Source organism: Terrabacter sp. LjRoot27, assembly GCF_964254175.1.
Taxonomy (GTDB): domain Bacteria; phylum Actinomycetota; class Actinomycetes; order Actinomycetales; family Dermatophilaceae; genus Terrabacter.
This window is the reverse complement of sequence record NZ_CAXUSS020000001.1, coordinates 2,790,880-2,812,316: the sequence shown is the minus strand read 5'-3', so window position 1 is coordinate 2,812,316 and position 21,437 is coordinate 2,790,880. Positions and strand designations below refer to the sequence as shown.

15 protein-coding genes are annotated in these 21,437 nt (G+C 71.7%); 7 read left to right on the top strand and 8 right to left on the bottom strand.

The window, feature by feature from the left end:
* Positions 1 to 32: 32 nt before the first annotated feature.
* Positions 33 to 797, bottom strand: a complete 765-nt coding sequence (locus ACSQ2D_RS13080; protein WP_435986374.1) for a hypothetical protein — start codon at positions 795 to 797, stop codon at positions 33 to 35.
* Between the two features lie 149 nt (positions 798 to 946).
* Complete coding sequence (locus ACSQ2D_RS13075; protein ID WP_435986373.1) at positions 947 to 1,597, bottom strand: DUF6318 family protein; 651 nt, start codon at positions 1,595 to 1,597, stop codon at positions 947 to 949.
* Positions 1,598 to 1,920: 323 nt separating this feature from the next.
* Here ACSQ2D_RS13075 and ACSQ2D_RS13070 point away from each other — a divergent pair, with 323 nt between their 5' ends.
* The 3 genes from ACSQ2D_RS13070 (at position 1,921) to ACSQ2D_RS13060 (ending at position 6,758) form a co-directional block, all read left to right on the top strand.
* Positions 1,921 to 4,737, top strand: a complete 2,817-nt coding sequence (locus tag ACSQ2D_RS13070) for an McrB family protein (protein WP_435986372.1) — start codon at positions 1,921 to 1,923, stop codon at positions 4,735 to 4,737.
* A 19-nt stretch (positions 4,738 to 4,756) separates the two neighbouring features.
* A complete protein-coding gene (locus ACSQ2D_RS13065) occupies positions 4,757 to 5,989 on the top strand; it encodes an McrC family protein (protein ID WP_435986371.1) in 1,233 nt (410 codons plus the stop codon).
* Between the two features lie 181 nt (positions 5,990 to 6,170).
* Positions 6,171 to 6,758: a DoxX family protein gene (locus ACSQ2D_RS13060; protein WP_435986370.1), complete on the top strand. Its 588-nt coding sequence runs from the start codon at positions 6,171 to 6,173 to the stop codon at positions 6,756 to 6,758.
* A gap of 103 nt (positions 6,759 to 6,861) precedes the next feature.
* On the opposite strand, the gene ACSQ2D_RS13055 is transcribed toward ACSQ2D_RS13060, so the two are convergent.
* A complete protein-coding gene (locus ACSQ2D_RS13055) occupies positions 6,862 to 7,539 on the bottom strand; it encodes a VOC family protein (protein WP_435986369.1) in 678 nt (225 codons plus the stop codon).
* 122 nt (positions 7,540 to 7,661) lie between these two features.
* Entirely contained in the window at positions 7,662 to 11,630 is a 3,969-nt protein-coding gene (locus ACSQ2D_RS13050) for a S8 family serine peptidase (protein WP_435986368.1), read from the bottom strand.
* Between the two features lie 243 nt (positions 11,631 to 11,873).
* Between ACSQ2D_RS13050 and ACSQ2D_RS13045 the strand changes: the two genes are divergently transcribed.
* Positions 11,874 to 15,212: a TM0106 family RecB-like putative nuclease gene (locus ACSQ2D_RS13045; RefSeq protein ID WP_435986367.1), complete on the top strand. Its 3,339-nt coding sequence runs from the start codon at positions 11,874 to 11,876 to the stop codon at positions 15,210 to 15,212.
* Positions 15,213 to 15,270: 58 nt separating this feature from the next.
* Here the strand turns inward: ACSQ2D_RS13045 and ACSQ2D_RS13040 are convergent, their stop codons facing one another.
* Together ACSQ2D_RS13040 and ACSQ2D_RS13035 are read right to left on the bottom strand one after the other, a co-directional pair.
* A complete protein-coding gene (locus tag ACSQ2D_RS13040) occupies positions 15,271 to 15,726 on the bottom strand; it encodes a hypothetical protein (protein WP_435986366.1) in 456 nt (151 codons plus the stop codon).
* Positions 15,727 to 15,775: 49 nt separating this feature from the next.
* Positions 15,776 to 17,221, bottom strand: a complete 1,446-nt coding sequence (locus ACSQ2D_RS13035; RefSeq protein ID WP_435986365.1) for an ADP-ribosylglycohydrolase family protein — start codon at positions 17,219 to 17,221, stop codon at positions 15,776 to 15,778.
* Positions 17,222 to 17,358: 137 nt separating this feature from the next.
* Here ACSQ2D_RS13035 and ACSQ2D_RS13030 point away from each other — a divergent pair, with 137 nt between their 5' ends.
* From ACSQ2D_RS13030 to ACSQ2D_RS13020, 3 genes are read left to right on the top strand one after another with little or no spacing between them, the layout of a single operon-like run.
* The gene (locus tag ACSQ2D_RS13030) at positions 17,359 to 17,721 is read left to right on the top strand and encodes a hypothetical protein (protein WP_435986364.1); all 363 of its coding nucleotides are present in this window, start codon (positions 17,359 to 17,361) and stop codon (positions 17,719 to 17,721) included.
* Complete coding sequence (locus ACSQ2D_RS13025) at positions 17,714 to 18,208, top strand: hypothetical protein (RefSeq protein WP_435986363.1); 495 nt, start codon at positions 17,714 to 17,716, stop codon at positions 18,206 to 18,208. Before ACSQ2D_RS13030 ends, ACSQ2D_RS13025 begins: the two co-directional genes overlap by 8 nt.
* Positions 18,209 to 18,232: 24 nt before the next feature.
* A complete protein-coding gene (locus ACSQ2D_RS13020; protein WP_435986362.1) occupies positions 18,233 to 19,477 on the top strand; it encodes a lipid II:glycine glycyltransferase FemX in 1,245 nt (414 codons plus the stop codon).
* Between the two features lie 33 nt (positions 19,478 to 19,510).
* Here ACSQ2D_RS13020 and ACSQ2D_RS13015 read toward each other — a convergent pair whose 3' ends face one another.
* On the bottom strand, positions 19,511 to 20,488 hold the full coding sequence (locus ACSQ2D_RS13015) for a hypothetical protein (RefSeq protein WP_435986361.1): 978 nt from the start codon (positions 20,486 to 20,488) through the stop codon (positions 19,511 to 19,513).
* A 66-nt stretch (positions 20,489 to 20,554) separates the two neighbouring features.
* Complete coding sequence (locus ACSQ2D_RS13010; RefSeq protein ID WP_435986360.1) at positions 20,555 to 21,166, bottom strand: hypothetical protein; 612 nt, start codon at positions 21,164 to 21,166, stop codon at positions 20,555 to 20,557.
* Positions 21,167 to 21,437: the final 271 nt, after the last annotated feature.

Here is a 21,437-nt window from a genome sequence, read left to right as displayed (position 1 = left end):
CCTCTCGCTCGCACGCGACTGCTGGGAAGAGGTCAGTGGTTGACGAGCACGCCCTTCGCCTCCCGCACCGTGACCGTCGTCGACGGGCCGGGAACGGTCACCGTCGAGGGGATCTCGTCCCAGGTCGACCCGTCGAGGCTGAAGTCGGCCCCGAACGTGGTGTCGACGCGAACGGGATACTCACCCTTGGCGCGATAGAGGTGCGTGATGTCTCCGTCCGGGTAGACACCACCGGTCGACGTGGTGGGGCCGGTGCTCGATCCGTCGCCGAAGACGTAGGTGAAACCGACCAGCTTCGGACGGATCTGGACCGGGATCCCTCGCAGCACGGACCGGTCGACCTCGCCCGGCTGGAAGCCCTGCGACGTCCAGTTCACCCGGTAGAAGGTGCGGAGGTTGACGAGGGTCGTGTTGCCGGCCGGCTGGCTGGAGATCTGCGGCTTCGACCACGGCGTCCGCATGAACGCTGCCTTGAGGTCAGCCATCGTCAACGTCGGCCGGGCGCCCGGTGCGACGTCGGACGCGCAGGTGAGGCCGCGTGTGCGCCAGGGCTCGGTCACCTCGCCGGCCGTCATGGTGCGTCGCCAGATACGAAGAAGGGGGCCGAGCTCGCCTTCAGGACAGTCGCGCAGCGCGTGAGCGCACGAAACCTGCTCGGTCATGGAGTCCGGCTTTGCCTGTGGACAGTCATTGAGAGACACGTACTCGTACACGGGGGCATTCTTGGGCCTGTCAACGATCGGGCCGCCATTATCCCCAGGGAACTGTTCGAGGGCCAGCACCTCATCTCGGGTCATCAGCCCGATTGTGACTGCGTCGGGATCGGTCTCGCACTCGTGAAAGATGTCAATCGTGCACGGCTGATCGTCCGCTGTAGCAGGCAGTGCCACTGCAAGCGGACTAGCCAACAAGGCCATCGCGCACGTCGGGATCCATCGCAAGGGCCTCACTTTGCGACCTGCAGTCGCTGGACCACCCAATGCTTGTCGAAGGTCAAGGTCGCGAGGAAGATGCCCTGCCCTTCCTTCGTCTGCTCCACCTTGTTGTCGCTTTGATCGATGACAGGTACGGAATGCTGCGTCACGAAGATCTGGACCACGGCCTTTGTCGGCGTGTAAGTGTTCGCCGGCGCCCCGTCGACGCTTATCGAGACGCCTTTGTGCCGGTGACCCTTGTCTTTTAGGTCCTTGGCACCAGCCAGAAATGCTGAGCACGTCTTGCAGTCGGCTCCCGCCAGCGCTGTCAGCGCCGTTGGGTCAGCGGTCGTGAAAGCTCGGTTGACCTGTTCCATGTAGAAGCGTGCGAAGGCCTCGGCCCCATCCTGTGTATGGGGGCGGGCGGCGGCGGGGATCTTGGCGATGACGGGGTCGACCGAGGCAGTGGGACTGGGTGCCGTGGACGTGGTGGTCGTGGGGGTTGCGGAGCTGGTGACGGCCGAGGTCGACGGAGGAGTCGTCACCGCGGGAGCCGGGTCGCCGCCCGTGCACGCACCGAGCGTCGCGAGCGCGACGGGGGCGACGGCATACGCCAGGAGCGAGCGGTGTCGGTGCGGGCGTGCGGCGGCGGTCATCGGCGTCCCCTGTCGATCGTCGATCATCGTGCGGTTGTGTCGTGTGAGGTGCGTTTCGCACCCTTCGTTCCTCGACGGCAACCTACGACGATCGTGCCGCACCCGCACGCCGAGGCCCGTCCGTCATCCACAGGTACCCCGGGTGCACGGAGCGGGGGTGCTCGGGTGACAATGGTGGCGATTCGCTGCCGTCAGGGGCCGTTCGACGCTGCGATCTACGGGGTCTCACCGGCGACACACCCACGAGTTCGGAGCATGGGCGACCGGCAGGTAACCTTTTCGCGGTCCTGCGCGCACCTCCACGCGCGCAGTAGCTATGCGCCCTAGAAGTGGGCGTGCAAGGGAGCCCCATGTCTCGCACCGACACCGTCGACGTCAAGCGTTGGCGCGCCAAGTACGCCCTTATAGAGCGTGCCGCTGAGGCGGACAAGGACGCCCAGGCCCTCTTCGCCGAGCTCGACTCCGAGCGGGGCGCCCGCAACGGCGAGCTGCGCGAGATCCTCGCCGACCTCGTGGCCTCCAGCGACCTCGTCGCCTTCAAGGAGGCGATGAACCAGTGGACCCGCAAGGACGGTCCCTACGTCGGCTTCGGCCCCATCGGCGGCCCGTGGCTCGCCTCGCTCGTGCGGCGTGCCGAGGAGGAGTACGCCGAGGTCGTCGGCCTGCTCAAGCTCACCCTCCAGACCCCGGCCTCCCCGCAGGACGCGGGCGACAAGCTCCAGGCGATGGAGGCCTTCCTCGCCCGCGGCGGCTCGCGCGGCCAGCGCGCCCCCGGACCCGGCCACACGGCATACGTCCTCTCGCTCTTCTGGTCCACGGACGACGGCGGCGAGTGGCCGCTCATGTGGGAGAACGCCCCGCACATGCTCCAGCGCCTCGGCTGGCTCGAGCGCGGTCTGAGCCACGCGGAGCGCTACGTCGCCTTCGCCGACCTCTGCGCGGCCCTGCGGCCCGAGGACCCGAAGTATGCCGCCCGCATCCTCTGGTACCTCAAGGAGACCGGGGCGTTCGTCGGCATCGCCCCCAAGGTGCTCGACGTGTGCGTCGAGGCGGCCGAGATCGCGGCCGACTTCCGCGCGTCGACCGGCTACGGCGACGCGAAGCGCGAGGACCGCGCCGCCGACCTCGCCCGCCAGCTGCGTGGCGAGGCCGACCACATCAGCGACAGCCTCATCGACCGGCTCTCCAGCGAGACGGGCCTCTACCTCGAGGCCCCGACGCTCGCGCTTCAGCAGCACGCGGGCGAGGACGCCGCCTACCGCTCCGACCTGTATGCCGCGTGGATCCTCGTCGGCGGCGCCGGCGCCCCCGGCTTCCGGCTCTGGGTCACCCCGTCGGGCGTCGCGTTCGGCCTGCACGGCGGCTGGGAGGGCGAGAGCGACCAGCAGCACCGCGAGGTCGGCACCATCGTCCAGGAGCACCTCCCGCGGGGACTCAGCTTCCTGCGCGTCCACGAGGACGGCCGCACCGACCGGCTCGAGCCGGTCGGGCGCGAGTACCCCGGCGGCGAGGCCTTCGTCGGCCGCTGGTGGAAGGGTGAGGAGGCGGTCGGCCGTGCCGACTTCGCCGACGACGTCATCGCGACCGCCCGTGCCCTGACGCCGCTGCTGCGCTTCATGACCTCGAGCCAGCGCGGGCCCCTCGACGATCCCAGCCTCGAGCTCGCCTCCATGGTCGACCTCGACAGCGAGGTCGAGATCTTCAAGACCGAGAGGCCCTACCCGAGCGAGCGCGACGCCTGGCACCAGGAGCAGCGTCGCGTCTTCGCCGCCTGCCTGTCGCGTGAGGGCCTCGAGGCCTTCGACCTGCCGACCTTCAAGCGGATCGTGTCGACGCGCGGCTACGGCGACATCGGCGCCCAGTCCGTCCTCATCAGCAGCATCAACGCCCTCGACGCCGCCGGCATCGACGAGCTGCGCGTCATGGTGCGCGACCTGCTCTGGGGCGAGGGGCGCGACGAGGAGCGGATCAACCGCGTGCTCGGCTCCGACGACGTGCCGGTCCAGGGTTTCGGCGAGAGCGTCGTGCTCAAGCTCTTCGCGATCGCGCACCCCGAGCACTGGCTGCCGCTCTTCGCCCTCGGCGGCGACTCCGGCAAGATCGCGATGCTCGGCCGCCTCGGCGGACCGGCGCGCTGGACCGAGGGCAAGTCCCGCGGCCGCACGCACGTCGAGACCAACGCCCTGCTCAAGCAGACGCTCGACCCGCTGCTGCCGGACGACCCGTGGGGCCAGGCGCAGCTCGCCTACTGGCTCATGCGCCGCTCCGACAAGGCGCTCATGCCCGACCACGACGCCCTCGGCGAGGCCGCGCAGGAGCTGCTCATCGAGGAGGACTTCCTCCGCGAGATCCAGGGCCTGCTCGAGGAGAAGAAGCAGGTCATCTTCTACGGGCCCCCCGGCACCGGCAAGACCTACCTCGCGCAGCGGTTCGCGCAGGCGCTGCAGCCCGACCCGGCCAAGCGCGACATCGTCCAGTTCCACCCGAGCAGCAGCTACGAGGACTTCTTCGAGGGCTTCCGGCCGCAGATCGACCACCAGGGCCAGATGGTCTACGAGCTGCGCAAGGGTCCGCTCGCCCTCCTCGCCGAGGCGGCCGAGGCCGACCCGCTGACGCCGCACATCATGATCATCGACGAGATCAACCGCGCGAACCTCCCGCGCGTCTTCGGTGAGCTGCTCTTCCTGCTCGAGTACCGCTCGCACTCGGTCAAGACGAGCTACCGACCCGACGAGGGCTTCGAGCTGCCGCCCAACCTCTACTTCATCGGCACGATGAACACCGCCGACCGGTCCATCGCGCTCGTCGACGCGGCCCTGCGACGGCGCTTCGACTTCGTGCCGTTCATGCCGCACGACGGGCCGATGGAGGGTCTGCTGCGCCGGTGGCTCGAGGTCCACGACGGGCCGGTGTGGGTCGCCGAGCTCGTCGACCGCGTCAACGAGGACCTGCGCCGGGCGCTGCGCGGCCCGCACCTGCAGATCGGCCACAGCTACTTCATGCGCCCCGGACTCGACGGTGACGAGGCGACCCTGCGCCGCATCTGGGACTACAACGTCTACCCCTTCATCGAGGACCAGCTCTACGGTCGCGAGCACGAGCTGGCCCAGTTCCGCTGGGAGAACGTCCGAGCCCGCTACGGCCAGTTCGACCTGACGAGGCCGTGACGGTGGAGTCGACGCGCCGATGACCATCGAGCTGGCCCCGATCCCCGAGCACGGACGCTCGGGGCCGGTCCGGCTGTCCCGGGAGACCCGTGCGGCTCTCGTCGCAGCGGCGGGGGAGCGGCTCGTCATCCACGCGACCGCAGACCCCGACGTCGTCACGATCGGTGCGACGAGCTGGGTCGGCGCGCTCGCCGTCCCGGGCCTCGTCGTGCGGGTCACGCCGAAGGTGTCGGTCACCAACTTCTTCGCGATGCTCGGCGCGGGCGTCTCGCCCGACGCGTTCGACCACGAGCACGTGACGTGGAGCGACACGGACGAGCTCATCGACGGCGTCGCCTACTTCGCGATCCGGCTCATCGACTCGGCGACGATGCGCGGTCTCGTGCACGGCTACGTCCCTCGCGAGGAGCGGATGCGCACCATCCGCGGGCGGCTGCTCGTCGAGGAGTTCGCGCGCCGGCCGTGGAGCGCCGCAGAGCCTCAGTGCCGCTTCGACGACTTCACCGCCGACATCGTCGAGAACCAGCTCTTCCGCTGCACCCTGCAGGCGATGCTGTCGTGGCCCCAGCTCGCGCCGCACGTCCGCCGCGAGGCCCTGCGTGTCCTCGGCCGCTTCGACGGCGTCGCCGACACACCGGCGACGAAGCACGCGGCGCCGCTGCCGATCACGCGGCTCAACGAGCACTACGAGGACGCGATGAGGCTCAGTCGCCTTGTCCTGCAGGCGATGTCGCTCAGCCACGAGGCCGGGGACCAGCAGGCCAACAGCCTCATGGTCGACATGGACGACCTCTTCCAGCGCTGGATCGCGCAGGAGCTCGACCTCCGGCTCGCCCCCCAGATGCGCATCGAGCGCGACGAGGACGTCTGGCTCGACGAGGGTCGTGCCGTCACGATGGCGCCCGACCTCGTCGTGCGCCGCGGCAGCGAGGTCGTCCTCGTCGGCGACGCGAAGTACTCGATGGGCGCGGACGGCTACATGGCGTCGCGCGACTACCTCGAGCTGATCGCGTACACGACCGCCATGGGCCTGCCGACGGGCCTGCTCATCCACTGCAACACCGACCGGGCGCCGGAGTCGGAGATCGTCATCCGCAACGCCGGCACGCGGATCCTCTGCCGCCCGATCCGCCTCGACGGTTCGTATGCCGCCGTGTGCCGGTCGCTCGACGCGCTCGCCGAGCTGGTGCGTGAGCTCGCCGAGACACCAGGGGAGCTCGAGGTTCCGACGCTCATCCGCTCGCGCCGCTGACGCGGCAGGGGCCGTCGCCGGCCCGGGAGAGCGGGGCCGGGGCGGGTAGAGCGTGTCCCCCCGGGGGGTGTCCTGCAGATCACACCCGGATGAGGGATCCCTGTGAACCCATCACTACTACGCTGTGTAGTACCGACAGAGAAGCTGCCGGAACACACACCGAGTTCTGGAGTTGAGTTCAATGAGCACCATCCCACGCGGCACGCACGCCGAAGGCGTCACGCCAGTCAGCGCGCACGACCCCACCCATGGCGTCGTCACCTTCCAGGAGGAGGTGGTCCGTTCGGCCGTTGCTCGCAAGTTCCTCGCTGGTCTGCGCATCGTGCTCGGCTTCACCTTCCTCTGGCCCTTCATCGACAAGATGTTCGGCCTCGGCTACATGACCCCGTCCGCCAGGGCGTGGATCCACGGCGGCACCCCCGCCCAAGGCTTCATGAAGAACGCCGAGGGCCCGTTCGCCGACTTCTTCAAGAGCATCGCCGGCCCGTGGGCCGACTGGCTGTTCATGGCCGGCCTCCTCGGCATCGGCATCGCCCTCCTCGCCGGCGCCGGCCTCAAGATCGCCGCCTGGACCGCTGGCATCCTCCTCGCGCTGATGTACCTCGCCGAGTTCCCCCTCGGCACCACCGGCGCCTACACGAACCCGATCATCGACAGCCACTGGATCGAGGCACTGGGCGTTGCGGTTCTCGCCACGACGCTCGCCGGGGACACCTGGGGCCTTGGCAAGTGGTGGGGCCGCCACGTCGGTAACGGCCTCCTGCGGTGAGCGGGTCGGTGGCCGCGTTCCCTGACACGGCCACCAGCACGGGCCCTCGGGCCCGAGCAGCAAGGCGGTCCTCCTCGGAGGGCCGCCTTCCTGTTGTGTCGCGTCAGTCCGGCGTGAAGGCGCAGAACTCGTTGCCGGCCGGGTCGACCATGACGGTCCAGCCGATGCCCCCGTCGCCCTTCTCGCGCACCGACGTCGCACCGGCGGCCACGAGGGCCCCGACGTCGTCGGTCGTGACGTCGACGTGGATGCGGTTCTTCGCCGTCTTGTCCTCGGGCACCGGCTGGAAGACGATCGACTCGAACGGCAGCCCGCTGATGCCCTCGACGTGGCTCCAACCCTCGTCGCGCACGGCCGCGCCGCCGAGGGTCTCGGCCCACCACTGCGCCACCCGGAGGGCGTCGCCCTCCCCGCCCGTGACGTCCCAGACGAGCTCGTAGACCGGGTCGACGACGGACTCGTCCCGGACGAAGACGCAGAACTCCTGACCGTCGGGGTCGAGCAACACGGTCCAGCGGGCCTGCTCGTCGTGGACCACGGCGCCGGCGTCCAGCGCCGGCTGGAGCGAGGCGGCCCGGACGTCGAGGTGCAGCCGGTTCTTGACCGTCTTGGGCTCGGGTACGCGGTTGACCCAGACCCTGACCTCCTCGCCGACGCGCAGGCACGAGTCCCCGTCCTCGTGCGGGTGGGACTCCCAGCCGAGCAACGGTCCCCAGAACGCCGACAGGGCGTGCGGGTCGACGGCATCGATGCACAGGTCCTTGTACGTCGCGAGCGGCATGGACCGACCGTAGTCCCTTGCGCCGCCGGGGAGCCCGGCCTTTCGCCGACCACGGGCAGACGTATGCCGTCCGGCCGAGGCGGCCGGACGGCATACGTCGTCGGGATGGTGCGGGAGACCGCTCAGCTCACGCGGAGCGTGACCGCCGTGGACGTCGAGGGGACGTAGGCGCCGGAGCCGTTGTACGTCGCCTTGACCGAGTGCGTCCCGCGCGAGAGCACCGGGGCCCACAGGGTGGCCTTGCCCTTGCTCACCGTCGAGGTGCCCAGCACGCGCGAGCCGTCACGGAAGGTGACGGTGCCCGTGGCCGCGCTCGGCGACAGGGTCGCCGTCAGCACCGGCCGCCCGCCGTAGCGGTAGCCGGTGCTGCTCGACGAGACGCTCGTGCGGCTCGCCAGTCCCTTGACGGTCACCACGGCGGGGGCCGAGGTGCTGCCGGCGAGGTTCGCGTCACCGTTGTAGCGGGCGGTGAACGCGTGGGCGCCGCGGCCGAGGCTGCTGCTGAGGGGCAGGACCGCCTTGCCGCCGGTGACGGCCACCGTGCGCACGACCTTGCCGCTCAGGATGAACGTCACGGTGCCGGTCGCGGTGGACGGGGACACCGTCGCCGTGAGCGTCGTGTGCCCGCCGTAGGTGTAGCTCGACGGGCTCGCCGTGAGCTTCGTGCTCGACGTCGTGCGCACCGTGACGACCTTGGCCCGGGAGCCGTTGGCGTTGAGGTGGTGCAGCAGGAGCAGACCCTGCGGCTTGTCGACCGCGGCCGTCGCCTCGTCGCGCCGGACCTCGAGCTTCTCGCCGGGGAGGTCGGTGTTGAGGAGGGTGCCGTAGTCCCCGTAGGCCGACAGGCCGGGGGACGCGAGGCTGATCGTCATCGGCTTCGCGGCCGAGCCGACGGCGTCGACGGACGCGCCCTGGGCGTAGGAGCTGACCCAGTAGCGGACCTTCGGTGCGGATCCCGTCACGAGGCCCGCGTCCTGGAGCACCTTGACCGAGACCGGCATGACGAGCGAGTCGCTGTTGAAGACGTTCGTGTCGAACGACCCGTCCACGCCGTTGACGAGCGCCTGGTCGAGCACGTCGCCGAAGCCGTCACCCGGTCGCAGGTCGACGAGCTCGGCCACGAAGTAGTCGTAGTCGTCGGTCGTCGAGAGCCGCGTGTTGTAGACGGCGGCGTCGGCCGTGCCGTCGGCGTTCGTGTCGAGGAAGACGTCGAACTCCGTGGACGTGGCCGGCGTGCGCCACGGGCCGTGGGTGCTGATCCCGAAGGTCAGCATCGCCTGGTCGAGGCTGGGCATGAGCGGCGCATCGGTGGCCGCTCCGACGTAACGCAAGTCGGCCCCACGGTCGTCGGCGGTCGCGTTGCAGTCGACGACGCGAGTGGCCGAGCAGTCCGCGCGGCGCGGGCTCGTGCCCTGCAGCTCGAACGTCGAGACCGTCGAGACGTACGACGTGCTGTCGCTGCCCTGGTCGATGCCGGTGCCCGTGAGCGGGAGCGTCGAGGTGGCGATACCGGCCGGGAGGCCGGACTGCCTCGTCACCGTCGTGCTCGCGGGCGACGACATCGTCGACGCCGCGCGTGGCGCGGACCAGACCGGCACGCGCAGCGCGCCGCCCGACGTGCCCTGGGCAGGCTCGAGGACCATGCGGCCGCTCGCGTCGGCGCGGTAGCTGCGCTGGATGCCGATCTCGAGCGGGTCGGCCTGGGTCGTCGGGTCGGCGACGGCCCGCAGCGCCGAGCGCGTGAAGGTCGCCGTGACCGTGACGTCGACGGAGCCGTTGGCCGGGACGCGGACCTGCGAAGGGCTGAACGAGTACGTCACACCCGGCGTCGGGTGAGCCGCGTCGTAGGACAGGACGTAGGCCGCCGACGTGACGGGGCGCTTGTTGACGATGCGCACGGTCTTCGTCAGGGTCTGCGTCGGAGCCGTCACCGCGACGGGACCGAACGAGACGCTGACGGCGCCCTTGTCGTCCGTGACGTACGCGAGCGTGCTCGTGCCGACGGCGGCGTCGGCCACGACGCGGCCGGCGCCCACGCGCTCGGGACCGTAGACGTCGCCCGTGTGGTCGGGACCGACGAAGACGTCCTGGGTCGCGGTGTTCATGATCGAGGCCTTGACCTCCTCGACCGTCCACGTCGGGTGAGAGCCGCGCACGAGCGCCGCCTCACCGGCCACGTGCGGCGAGGCCATCGAGGTGCCGCTCTCGGCGATGCCCTCGTTGCCCGTGCCGACGGCCGCGGAGAACGTCGTGACACCAGGGGCAGCGACGTCGGGCTTGACGCCACCGGCCACGCCGACGCCGCGCGACGAGAAGCCGGCGAGCTGGTCGATCGCCTTGGGGTTGCGGATGGAGACGCCGTTGCGGAGATCGTTCGTCATCGTGACGCGGACCTCGTTGGACGCGTCGAGCTGGGCCTTGATGGCCTGCGTCGCCTGGTTGACGGTGAGCATCGCGGGGATGTCGGCGTCGCCGGTCACACCGGCCGAGAAGGCGTTGACGTCGCTGCCGTAGATGACGCCGATGGCGCCCGCGTCCTGCGCGAGCTGGGCGCGCGCGGCCGAGCCGCAGCGACGACCGGTGCCGTCGAGCCACATCTGCATGACGACCTTGCCGGTCACCTTGGCCTGGTCCGCCAGGGAGTAGGCCGAGCAACCGTCGGTGTTGTTGCCCGCGTTGGGGTCCTGCGACCAGTCACCGACCGTGACGACCGGGACGTTCGTGACGCCCGGCTCGGCGGTCCAGTCGTAGGCGACCGACTTGAGAGCGGCGAAGACGTTGTCCTGGGTGCCGTCGACGGTGTCGGCCGGCTCGATGCCGGCGGGGGAGTCGACCTCGAGGCCGTCGACGACGTCGTTGCCGTCGTCGGACGCGGCGACCGCGAGCACGCGCGGCGCGTCGCCCGGCGAGCCGCCGACCTCGTAGACGTCGCCGGAGTTGCCCATCGAGGCGACGACGACGGTCCCGAGCGCGGCCAGGTTGTTGGCGGCGACGGCGTCGGGGTCCTCGGGCGAGCCGTAGGAGCTGCCGAGCGACATGTTGACGACGTCGAGGCGGTCGGACAGGTCGCCGTCACCGTTGGGGTCGGCTGCCCAGTCGAGGGCCTCGCCGACGACGTTGGTGGAGCCGTCGCAGCCGAAGACCTTGAGGGCGTAGAGGCTCGCCTCGGGGGCGACGCCGGGGCCGATGTCGAGGCTGGCCGGGTCGATGTCCGAGCTGTAGCCGCCGGACCACGTCGAGCCGTCGGACGCGACGCCGAGACCGGCGGTCGTGCCGGCGACGTGCGAGCCGTGGCCGTTGCAGTCGAGCGGGTTGGGGTCGGGCTGCGGGTTCGGGTCGTAGGTGTCCGAGGCCGGGTCGGCGTTGTAGTCGTCGCCCGCGAAGTCGTAGCCGCCGACGACCTTGGCGGTCGGCGTGAAGGTGTTGGAGGCTCCGGCAGCCTCGAACGCGTCGACCGTGCCCGGGCCGCCGAAATCGGCGTGGGTGTAGTCGATGCCGGTGTCGATGATGCCGACGCGGACGCCCTTGCCCGTCTGCGACATCGCCTGCCACACCTTGGGTGCGCCGATGAGCGGGACGGAGGAGGAGTTGGTCGGCGCCTTGGGCGTCAGGCGGTGGATCGCCTTGACGCCGGGGATCGCCGCGAGGGCGCTGAGCTTCGCGGCGTCCGTGCGCACCGCGATGCCGGCGTACGCCGCGTGCACCTTGTAGAGCGTCCGTGCCTTCGTCGCCGTGGCGGCGAAGCGGGACTCGACCCCCTTCTGGGCGGCCTTGACCGTCGAGGTCTGGGTGCGCGCCGCGCTCTTGGCGGCGGCGAGACCGCGTCCGCGAGCCTGGCCGAACGCCGTCGTCGCGGGCGCGGCGTCGAGCTCGATCATGACGTCGACAGGCCCCGTGGCCTTGCGCAGGCCGGCGTCGACCTTGTCGCCGGACGCCACGCGCTGCGTGCCGAGCGCGAGGGAGCCGGCGCTCGTGAGGCCGTCCGGAACCGAGCGGTCGCTGCGGTGCTTGACGGACGGGTCAGGGCTCGCCGACACCGGCGTGGCCCCGAGGGTGGTGGCGGCCAGGGCCGCGATGGCACCTGCGCTCACCGAGCTCATCACGCCACGGCGCGAGCGCCATGGTCCCCGAGTGTTGTCGGACAACGGATCCTCCTTGCGTGGCTCCATTCGCACGCGACGCGTCAGCGCATCGCGTGCGCAGGGACGCTCGCCCCCGAACTTGCCTGCCACGCCGGATGCAACCTATCCCCGTTCGGGCCGTTCGTGCGCGTTCGGGAGAAACTGATTCGCGGGGTGTCGAGGGTGTCGGTGCCGGACGGCATACTCGGCGCCATGCAGCGCATCGACGGTCACCTCGTCCTGAGCCCCACGGACCTGACGAAGCACGTGGCCTGCGCGCACATCACGACGCTCGACCTCGAGGCCCTCGACGCCGGGAGCGGGACGCCTGCCCGGGCCAGCGGGGCCGACGACTCCCTCAACCTCGTCTTCGCCAAGGGCCTCGACCACGAGCGCGCCTACCTCGAACGTCTCGTCGCCGAGGGCCGCGTGGTCGAGGACATCGCGGCCCTCGGCGTGCGCGGTGTGGAGGCGGAGGCGGCGACGCTCGACGCCATGCGCCGGGGGGTCGACGTCATCTACCAGGCGACCTTCTTCGACGGGCACTGGGTGGGCCTGGCCGACTTCCTCCTGCGCGTCGACGAGCCGAGTGAACTCGGCCCGTGGCGCTACGACATCGCCGACACCAAGCTCGCCCGCCGGCTCAAGGTGCCGGCGCTGCTCCAGATGGCGACGTATGCCGCCCGGCTCGAGGTGCTCCAGGGCGTGCCGCCGCAGTGGCTGACCGTCGTCACCGGCGACACCGAGTCGCACCCGTGGCGGCTCGTCGACGTGGCGCCCTACGCCCGCCGTCGACGTGCCGAGCTGCTCGACGCCATCGCCAACCCCCGCGAGACCGAGTCAGCGCGCGTCCAGCACTGCGGCCAGTGCCGGTGGAAGGAGCGGTGCGCCCAGGAGTGGCTCGACCGCGACGACCTCATCCAGGTCGCGGGCATGCGCGCCGACCACCGCGCCGCGCTCATCGACCTCGGCATCCCGACCCTGCGCTCGCTCGCCGAGTCCAGCGAGGAGCGGCTGGCCCCGGCCCTGTCGACCGCGAGCCGACGGCGCCTGCTCCAGCAGGCCCGGCTCCAGCTCGCCGAGCGCGAGACCGGACAGGCCCAGTACGAGCTGCTCGACCCGGAGCCCGCCCGAGGGCTGCAGATGCTGCCCGAGCCCGACGAGGGCGACGTCTACCTCGACTTCGAGGGCGACCCCTGGGCCGAGGGCGGCGCGGGACGCGAGTACCTCGCCGGCATCTGGACGCGGCAGGGGGAGTTCGTCGAGTTCTGGGCCCACGACTTCGCCGAGGAGGGGCGCCTGACCACCGACCTCGTCGACTGGCTGACCGAGCGGTGGCAGCGATTCCCCGACCTCCACGTCTACCACTACGCCCCCTACGAGACCACGGCCCTCAAGCGGCTCGTCGGGCAGCACGCGACCCGCGAGGCCGAGCTCGACCAGCTGCTGCGCCACGAGGTCTTCGTCGACCTCTACGCCGTCGTGCGCCAGGGCGTGCGCATCAGCAAGGGCTCCTACTCCATCAAGAAGCTCGAGGAGTTCTACTGGGGTCACACGCGATCCGCCGACGGGGCCGTAGTCGCCGACGGCCTGTCGTCCGTCGTCGAGTACGAACGCTGGCTCGCCGGTCGCGACGACGGGTCGGCAGACCAGGCGATCCTCGACGACATCCGGCGCTACAACGAGGAGGACGTCCGCTCGACGCTCGCGCTGCACGAGTGGCTCGAGGAGCGGCGCACCGAGCTCGCGCGCACGGGGCACACCCTGAGCCGGCCGGTGCCGGAGCAGCTGCGCGAGATCGGTGACGAGGAGCGCGCCGAGATCGCCCTCTCCGAGCGGCTCGTCGCCGACGACCACCCGCTCCTCGCCGGGCTCGTCGGGTGGCACCGGCGCGAGAAGCGACCCGAGTGGTGGGACTTCTTCCGCTACAAGGAGCTCGAGACGGCCGAGCTCGTCGAGGACGGCACCGCCATCGGTGACCTCGGCGAGCCCCGCGAGATGCGGATCGTCAAGCTCTCCAAGGTCTGGCGCTACCCCTTCCCGCCGCAGGACTGCAAGGTGTCGGTCGGCAAGTACGTCCCCGACGTCGACACCCACGCGCCCGTCGGCAAGGTCGTCGACCTCGACCCGGTCGAGGGCTGGGTCGAGCTGTCGATGAAGAAGTCGCTCGAGCCGCCACGCCCGCGCGGGCTCGGTGGCCCCGGCCCGGTCATGGACCAGGCGCTGCGGGCCAGCATCGCCCGCACCGGCGAGCTCGCCCTGGCCGGCGGCACCAACCTCGCGACGCGGCTCGTCGACCGGGTCGTCCCGGCCCCGGAGGTCCTCGCCGCCCGGGGCGGCGAGTCGCCGAAGGACGTCGTCGTCCGCGTCGGTCGCGGCCTGGCCGGTGAGGTGCTGGCGGTGCAGGGCCCCCCGGGCACCGGCAAGACGTATGCCGGGTCGGCCCTGATCCGCGAGCTGCTCGATGCCGGTCTGCGCGTGGGCGTCACCGCACAGTCGCATGCCGTCGTGCTCAACCTCCTCGACGAGGTGGCGCGGCCCGCCTGGCACAAGGACGGCACCAACGTCGAGGAGGGCGACGAGCCCGACGACCCCAACGCCCTGATCCGTCACACCTCCGACAACGCCGCCATCGCGGCCGCCCTCGCGAGCGGGGACGCGACGCTCGTGGGGGGCACGGCCTGGCTGTGGTCGCGTGAGGACATGGTCGACGCCGTCGACGTGCTCGTCATCGACGAGGCAGGTCAGTTCTCGCTCGCCAACGCCGTGGCCGTGGCCCCGGCGGCCCGCTCGCTCGTCCTGCTCGGTGACCCGCAGCAGCTGACGCAGCCGACCAAGGCCGTCCACCCCTACGGGTCCGGCGTCTCGGCCCTCGACCACCTCCGCACCGACGACGACGGGCTCGTCCACGACGTCATCCCGGACGACCGTGGCGTCTTCCTGGACCGCACGCACCGGATGCACCCGAGCCTGACGGCGTTCGTGTCGCAGCTCGCCTACGAGGGCCGGCTCGAGTCGGCGCCGGGGCGCGAGCGGCTCCGCATCGAGGCGCCGGGTGCCCTGTCGGGCGACGGTCTGCGCTGGGTCCCCGTCGAGCACGAGGCCCTGTGCGAGCAGTCGAGCCGCCAGGAGGCCCGAGTCGTGCGCGCCCTCGTCGACGACCTGCTCCGCGGCAGCTGGACCACCGCAGAAGGCGACTCACGCCCGATCGGTCTCGCCGACATCCTCGTCGTCGCGCCCTACAACGCGCACGTCGCGACGCTCGCGGCCGAGCTGCCCGACGGCGCCCGCGTCGGCACGGTCGACAAGTTCCAGGGCCAGCAGGGTGCCGTCGTCATCTACTCGATGGCGAGCACCACGGCTGCGCTCGCCCCCCGCGGCGTCTCGTTCCTCTACGACCTGCACCGGCTCAACGTCGCGATCTCCCGGGCCCGGGCGATGGCCGTCATCGTCGGCAGTCCGCTGCTCACCGACGCCGAGGTCCACACGCCGGAGGAGCTGCGGGCCGTCAACGCGCTGTGCCGCTTCGTCGACGAGGCCAAGACGGTCTGACCCGCGACGCCGTCGTCATCGCCGGCCCGCTGCGGTCCGGGCCGTCAGATCCGAGCCGTCAGGCGCGGCGTGGGAGCGTGGCCAGGTCCTTCTCGACGACCTCGCGGTCCTCCGGGTCGTCCATCGTGGCCAGCACGTCACGGGCCTCCGCCTCGAAGCGCTCGGCCGCGTCGAAGTCCCCGCTGACCGCGGCTGCCCGCGCGGACGCCTCCAGCGCAGCCGCGAGGTCCCAGGGCTCGCCGGCCCCGCTCCGCGCGATCGTGACGTACCGGCCCGCGTGGTACGCCGCGGCGTCGGGTTGCCCGAGCACGGCGTGCACACGGGAGACGAGCCAGTGACCACGGCCCAGGTTCTCCGGCTGCACCCCCTCGAACCTGCCCCAGTGGTACATCGACGCGTGCGCGCGGGCGAGCATCTCGTCGTCGTCCTCCCGTGACCGGTCGGTCTGCTCGAGCAGGTCCCACGTCGCGTTGTAGAGGTCCACGCCGAGGCGGCGGTGGTCGATCTCGCTCATGGCCGCAACCTAGTCCCGTGCCCGACGTCGCGGCGAGACCCGAGGTGCGTCAGGCGCCGTGCGCGGCGACGTCCCAGAGGCGTCCCTCACCGCGGATGCCCGGCAGGGCCTCCCGGATGGACCGCTCGGCGAGCTCGGGTGCGACGCCGAGGTCGACGGCATACCGCAGCGCGACGGCCGGGGTGCGCTGGACACCCTGGCGGCAGTGCACGAGCACCCGCTTGCCCTCGGCGCGGAACTGTCGCAGCGCCGACGAGGCGTCGTCGAGGACGAAGTCGAGGTGGGGGTTGCTCTCCTCCTGCTCCTCGTCGTTAATCCAGAACTCGATGTGGTCGCGGGCGGTCATGCCGGCGGCGGGGATGTCCTCCAGGCCGAGCGCACACAGCGAGACGATCGCCTGCACGTCGAGCTCGCGCACGCGTGCGAGATCGCTGATGGTGCCCAGGACGATGTCGGGGTCGATCGGGTGCGGGATGCCCAGCGTCGGGATCTGCGCGTCGCCCATCGAGACGACCGACGGCCATTCACCGACTCGACGCCCACCTTCCGAGGTCGACACGGCGAGCTCGACGAGGTCGTGGGCGCGCAGACCCGGCCACCCGTGCACCATGCGACGCCACTGGGTGGGCACGGCGGACGCGCCGTAGCGGGCGCCGAGCAGCGAGCCGGCGATGGCCGCGACGGTGTCGGTGTCGTGGCCGGCTCGCACGGCGGCCTGCAGGCCCCGCTGCAGGTGCATCGCCGACCCGTCGCCGCGGTCGGTCGTCGTGATCGCGGCCCACGCGTCCTGCAGCGCGGTCACCGTGAACCCGTTGTTGCCGAACTGTCCCGGCTCGGCGCCGGTCGCGGCCTCGATCCAGTCACCCCACCGCCCGGTGTTCGCGGCGCTCACGAGGTCGAGACCGGCCGCGAGGTCGAGACGTCCCTCGGTGACGGCGACCCGGATCGCCTCGGACCACAGCACCGCCGAGTCGCCGGCGAGCGGGTCGGCGTGGGTGAGCAGGGCGATGGCGCGTGCGGCGCGCGCCGTCGCGTCACGGTCGTCGAGAGCCGACAGGCCGACGATGGGCGTCCGCATCAGCGCGCCGTTGCCGGCGGTCAGCCCCGTGCGGGCGTGCAGCGCCTCGCTCGCCCGGGTCAGGCGCTCGTGCGAGGCGCCCGAGAGCTCCTTGGCCTCGGTCAGCACCGAGCGCGTCTGGATCCCGACGTCCGTCGCGCCACCGTCGAGCCACGCCGTGAACGCGTCGGCCACGCCGTCGAGTCCCTCGGCGGAGGTGAGGTCGATGCCCTGGGCGGCGATGCGCGCCACGCAGAGCGTCATCTGGGTGTCGTCGCTCCACTCGCCGGGCTCGTACGGCCCGAGGCCACCACCTTTCATGACGGCCTCGCCGACCGGGGGAGCGGCCATCTCGTAGGGCACACCGAGAGCGTCTCCGCAGGCCTCGCCGAGCAGCACCCCCGCCGCGCGATCGACGGCGATGGGGCGGATCGACACGACGGCTCCTCTGTGACGCTCGGGTGGGTGGGGATGCTCCGGGAAGAAACTACCGCCCGCGCGGGCCCGGCCCGAGGCCCGGTCCAACCCTCGACGCCGGCCCCGGGAGCGTGTGACCGACGCCGTAGGCTTCTCGCGTGCTCCAACCCCTGACCGTCGTGCTCCTCGTCGCGAGCGGACTGCTCGGCCTGCTGGCCGCCCACCACCTGCTCCGGGGCCGTCTCGTCGACGACCCGCTCATCATCGTCGGCGCCGCCATCGAGGTGGCCCTCCTCGTGCAGCTCGTCGTGGGACTCACCAAGGCGTCCGCGATCGGCGACGGCGCCGAGCGGGCCACCTTCATCGCCTACCTCTTCACCGTCCTGCTCGTCATCCCCGCGACGATCGTCATCGCCGTCAAGGAGAAGACGCAGTGGGCCATGGCCGTCGTGCTCGGAGGGGCCCTCGTCGTGGCGATCCTCGTCGCCCGCCTGCAGCAGGTCTGGACCCTCAATGTCTGAGCCGACCCCCGCCCCGCAGACCCCTGCCCCGGAGACCCCGGGCCCGGAGACGGCTGAGCGACCCCACACCGGGCACGGCTTCGGTCGCGTGCTCGTCGCCGTCTACGGCCTGCTCGCCCTCGCCGCCACCGGCCGGTCGATCCTGCAGATCACGGAGTACTTCGACCGGGCGCCGGTCCCGTTCCTGCTGTCCGCGCTCGCCGCGCTCATCTACCTCGTCGCGACCATCGGCCTGGCCCGCGGTGACCGCGCCTCCGTGCGACTTGCGACGGTGGCCCTGACCGTCGAGCTCGTCGGGGTGCTCGCGGTGGGCGCGTGGAGCGTGAGGCAGCCGGCCGCCTTTCCCGAGAAGACCGTCTGGTCCCACTTCGGGGCGGGCTACGGCTACGTGCCCCTCGTGCTGCCGCTCGTCGGCCTGTGGTGGATCCGCCGCACGGCCCGCGCGAGTGCCGCGTCCGACGCCGAGGTGGCGCGGTCGGCGGACTGACGCGCCGCCGATAGGGTTGCGGCCATGACCGAGCAGACCCCTGCCCCTGCGCCGACCCCGCAGGCGACACCCGTCGCCGGCCCGCTCACCGTGCGCGAGATCAGCGCAGACGAGGCTGTCGAGACACTCCTCGAGCTCGGCGGCAGCTTCCTCCAGACGCCCGCCTGGGGTCGGGCGAAGGCGGGCTGGCGGCGCACGCACCTCGGCTGGTTCGACGCCTCCGGTGCCCGGGTCGGCGCGGGCCTCGTGCTCTCGCGCACCATCCCGCGCCTCTCCCGCTCCTACGCCTACCTGCCCGAGGGGCCCGGACTGCCGTGGGACGTCGTGGCGACCGACCCGGCCGCGTGGCTCGACCCGCTCGTGGCCTGGGCCAGGGCCAACAAGGCGTTCGCGCTCCGGCTCGGCTACCCCGTGGTCTCCCGCATCTGGGACCGCGAGCCGGTCAAGAAGCAGGTCGTCGACAACGGTCTGCTCAGCTTCACGAGCCTGCCCACGGCCGTCGACAACCCGGCCGCACGCACCCTCGAGGCCTGGCTCGACCGCAACCACTGGCTCCCGCTGGGCGCCGACGGCGTCGCCGTGGGCCAGCCCCGTCTGCTCTGCATCGTCGACCTCCGGGGCCGCTCCGACGCCGAGCTGCTCAAGGGCATGAACCAGCAGTGGCGTCGCAACGTCAAGAAGGCCGAGAAGGCCGGCGTCCAGGTGCGTGCCGTCGGGCCCGAGGGTCTCGACACCTTCCACGCGCTCTATGTCGAGTCGGCCGAGCGCGACAACTTCCTGCCCCGCCCCAAGGCGTACTTCGACGTCATGGCGCGCTCGTTCGCGTCCGACGGCTCAGACGGCTCCGACGGCCCTGTGTCGGCGCGCTTCTACGAGGCCCACGTCGACGGTGACGTGCTCGCCTCGGCGCTGATGATCCGTTTCGGCCGCACGTTCTCCTATCTCTACGGCGGCTCGACCGAGCGCAACCGCGATGCCCGAGCCTCCAACGCCCTGCAGTGGCAGGCGATGCGCGACGCAGCCGCGGCGGGCTGCGAGGCCTACGACTTCCGCGGCTTCAACACCTCCCTCGGTGCGACGAGCCCGCTCACCGGTCTGCTGCTCTTCAAGCTCGGGGCCGGGGCCGACGTCGTCGAGATGGTGGGGGAGCGCGAGCTGGTCATCAGCAGGTTCTGGCACCTCGCCTTCGAGAAGGCCATGGCTGCCCGGATCGCGATCAACAAGCGCCGCAAGGCCGCTCGCGCCTCGGGCGACGCCGCCGACATCTGAACGGACCGCGGCGGAGACCCGGCTGACGGCGGCTCAGCGGCGCTGGATGTCGAAGTACGGGCTGATGTAGCACGTGGCGTAGCCCTGCCCCTGCTGCGCCGTGACGACGATCCCGTCGACGAGCACCCGGCACGACACGGCGCCGCGGGCGCCTGACCCTGTCGGGTCGCTCGTGCGCACCCGGAGGCTGAAGTAGTCGTTGCTCGTGGCCCCCGGCTTGACGGGCACCTCGAAGCCGAGGGGCGCGGCCTGAGCGGGGTAGTCGTAGCGCTGGTGCGTCGCGTCCGACAGGGACACCTCGATGCGAGCGCCCTTCTCGGCGTACGCCTCGAAGCGGATCGTCCGCGCGTCTGCGGGGACGGGCGTCACGGGGACGGCCGGGACCGGGAGGAGCGTGGGCGGCGACGTCATGACGCCGCGGGTCGGGGTGGTCGGCCTCGTGGTGGCACCGGGGACCGACCGGGTCGGGCTGACGCCGGGCACGACGGGGGTGATCGTGGGGACCTGGAAGGTGCGGGTGACGACGGGACGGTTGCGGGTCACGCTGATCGAGGGCCGGGCGACCGGGTCGAGGTCGTCGACGAGGCTCGTCGCCGCCCAGAATCCGAGGGGGACGAGCAGCCCCACCACGACCGCCACGACGTGCCACGCCTGGAGACGGCCGCCGAGCGACCGTCCCGCGACGCCCGGGAGGGTGACGGTGCGCAGGCGCTCGGTCACGGCCGGCGAGGTCGGTGGGGGAGGCGGGGGTGGCGGCGCCGCGTGGGGTGGCCCCGCCTTCTGCGGCACCCAGCTCGTCGCCGCCGGCCGCTCCCGGCCGAAGCTCGTGTCGTATGCCGTCACGTCCGCGGGCGCCGACGCGTCGGCGGGCAGGTCGGCCGGGTCCAGCGACCCGGCCGGGTCGCCGGTGCCGGTGCTGGGGCCCCCGTCAGCGGCGTCGGTCCGCTCGGGCGCGACATCTCCTGTCGTGTCGCGCGTCGGGTCGGGCTGGTAGGGCGGAATCTCAGACACGGGGTCCCCTCGTCTCGTGCGTGCGACTGCTCAATGTAGTGCGGCCCGGCGTCGGACCCGGCCATGTCAGAGTTTCGGGCTGCACGTCGCGTGGCTGCTCGACGTGGAGACGGCGACGAGGAGGTCGTCGGCGTAGACGCGGCACTGCACGGTGCCCGAGCCGACGACGACGGAGACGGACAGATCCTTCGGGTGCTTGTCCAGATGGATCTCGAAGGCTGTCGGGAGCGGGCCGTACGACGAGTCCAGCGTGACGTCTCCGACCGTGGTGTCGACCTGCGCCTCGATCGGGTCACCGTCGAGTCCCGTCGTCGACACGACCTCGACCCGCAGGAGCGAGGCGTCGACGGGAACGCGTCGGACCTGCGGCGTGCCGGTCAGGACCTCGGCGAAGCCGATGGGGTCGGTGATGGGTTCGACCCAGACCCCCTCAACGGATCCGGGGACCTCACCGTTGCCGTCCATCGTGCCGTCGATCGTGCCGTCCATCGTGCCGTCGCAGTCGGAGACGCCGGGGCCCGCGCCCGTGTCGTAGGACCAGCAGCCGTCGACCTCGGTCGCGTCGGTGTGGTTCGAGATGCCGAGCAGCAGCGGCGGGACGAGGAAGAGTGCGACCCAGCCCGGCAGGCGCCGTCGTGGCGGTTGCCGAACCGGCAGGGACGCGAGGACGGGCGGCACGGGCGTCTGCCACGAGGGTGGCGTGGGCGACTCCGGACCGGGTCCCGAGGACCGCGGTGCCCAGGCCTCCGGTGGCAGCGACGTGCCGGAGGGGGCGGGGTCTGCGCTCGGCCGGTCGTCCGGGAAGGACACGTGGCGGTCCCGCTGAGGGTCCGGGAGGGCCGGGCGCGTGCGGTCGGGCTCGGACAACGATGCCTCGCTTCAGACGGGTGGGACCCCGGTGGGTCCTCGGGTGCCCGGGTCGTCGCACCTCAGACCGTGCGCAGGCCCG

Excerpts from the sequence above, each read along its gene's own strand:
- ACSQ2D_RS13045 (WP_435986367.1), top strand. The coding sequence starts at position 11,874 with ATGCAGCGCATCGACGGTCACCTCGTCCTGAGCCCCACGGACCTGACG.
- ACSQ2D_RS13060 (WP_435986370.1), top strand. The coding sequence starts at position 6,171 with ATGAGCACCATCCCACGCGGCACGCACGCCGAAGGCGTCACGCCAGTC.
- ACSQ2D_RS13080 (WP_435986374.1), bottom strand. The coding sequence starts at position 797 with ATGACCCGAGATGAGGTGCTGGCCCTCGAACAGTTCCCTGGGGATAAT.
- ACSQ2D_RS13070 (WP_435986372.1), top strand. The coding sequence starts at position 1,921 with ATGTCTCGCACCGACACCGTCGACGTCAAGCGTTGGCGCGCCAAGTAC.
- ACSQ2D_RS13025 (WP_435986363.1), top strand. The coding sequence starts at position 17,714 with ATGTCTGAGCCGACCCCCGCCCCGCAGACCCCTGCCCCGGAGACCCCG.
- ACSQ2D_RS13020 (WP_435986362.1), top strand. The coding sequence starts at position 18,233 with ATGACCGAGCAGACCCCTGCCCCTGCGCCGACCCCGCAGGCGACACCC.
- ACSQ2D_RS13040 (WP_435986366.1), bottom strand. The coding sequence starts at position 15,726 with ATGAGCGAGATCGACCACCGCCGCCTCGGCGTGGACCTCTACAACGCG.
- ACSQ2D_RS13075 (WP_435986373.1), bottom strand. The coding sequence starts at position 1,597 with ATGATCGACGATCGACAGGGGACGCCGATGACCGCCGCCGCACGCCCG.
- ACSQ2D_RS13065 (WP_435986371.1), top strand. The coding sequence starts at position 4,757 with ATGACCATCGAGCTGGCCCCGATCCCCGAGCACGGACGCTCGGGGCCG.
- ACSQ2D_RS13055 (WP_435986369.1), bottom strand. The coding sequence starts at position 7,539 with ATGCCGCTCGCGACGTACAAGGACCTGTGCATCGATGCCGTCGACCCG.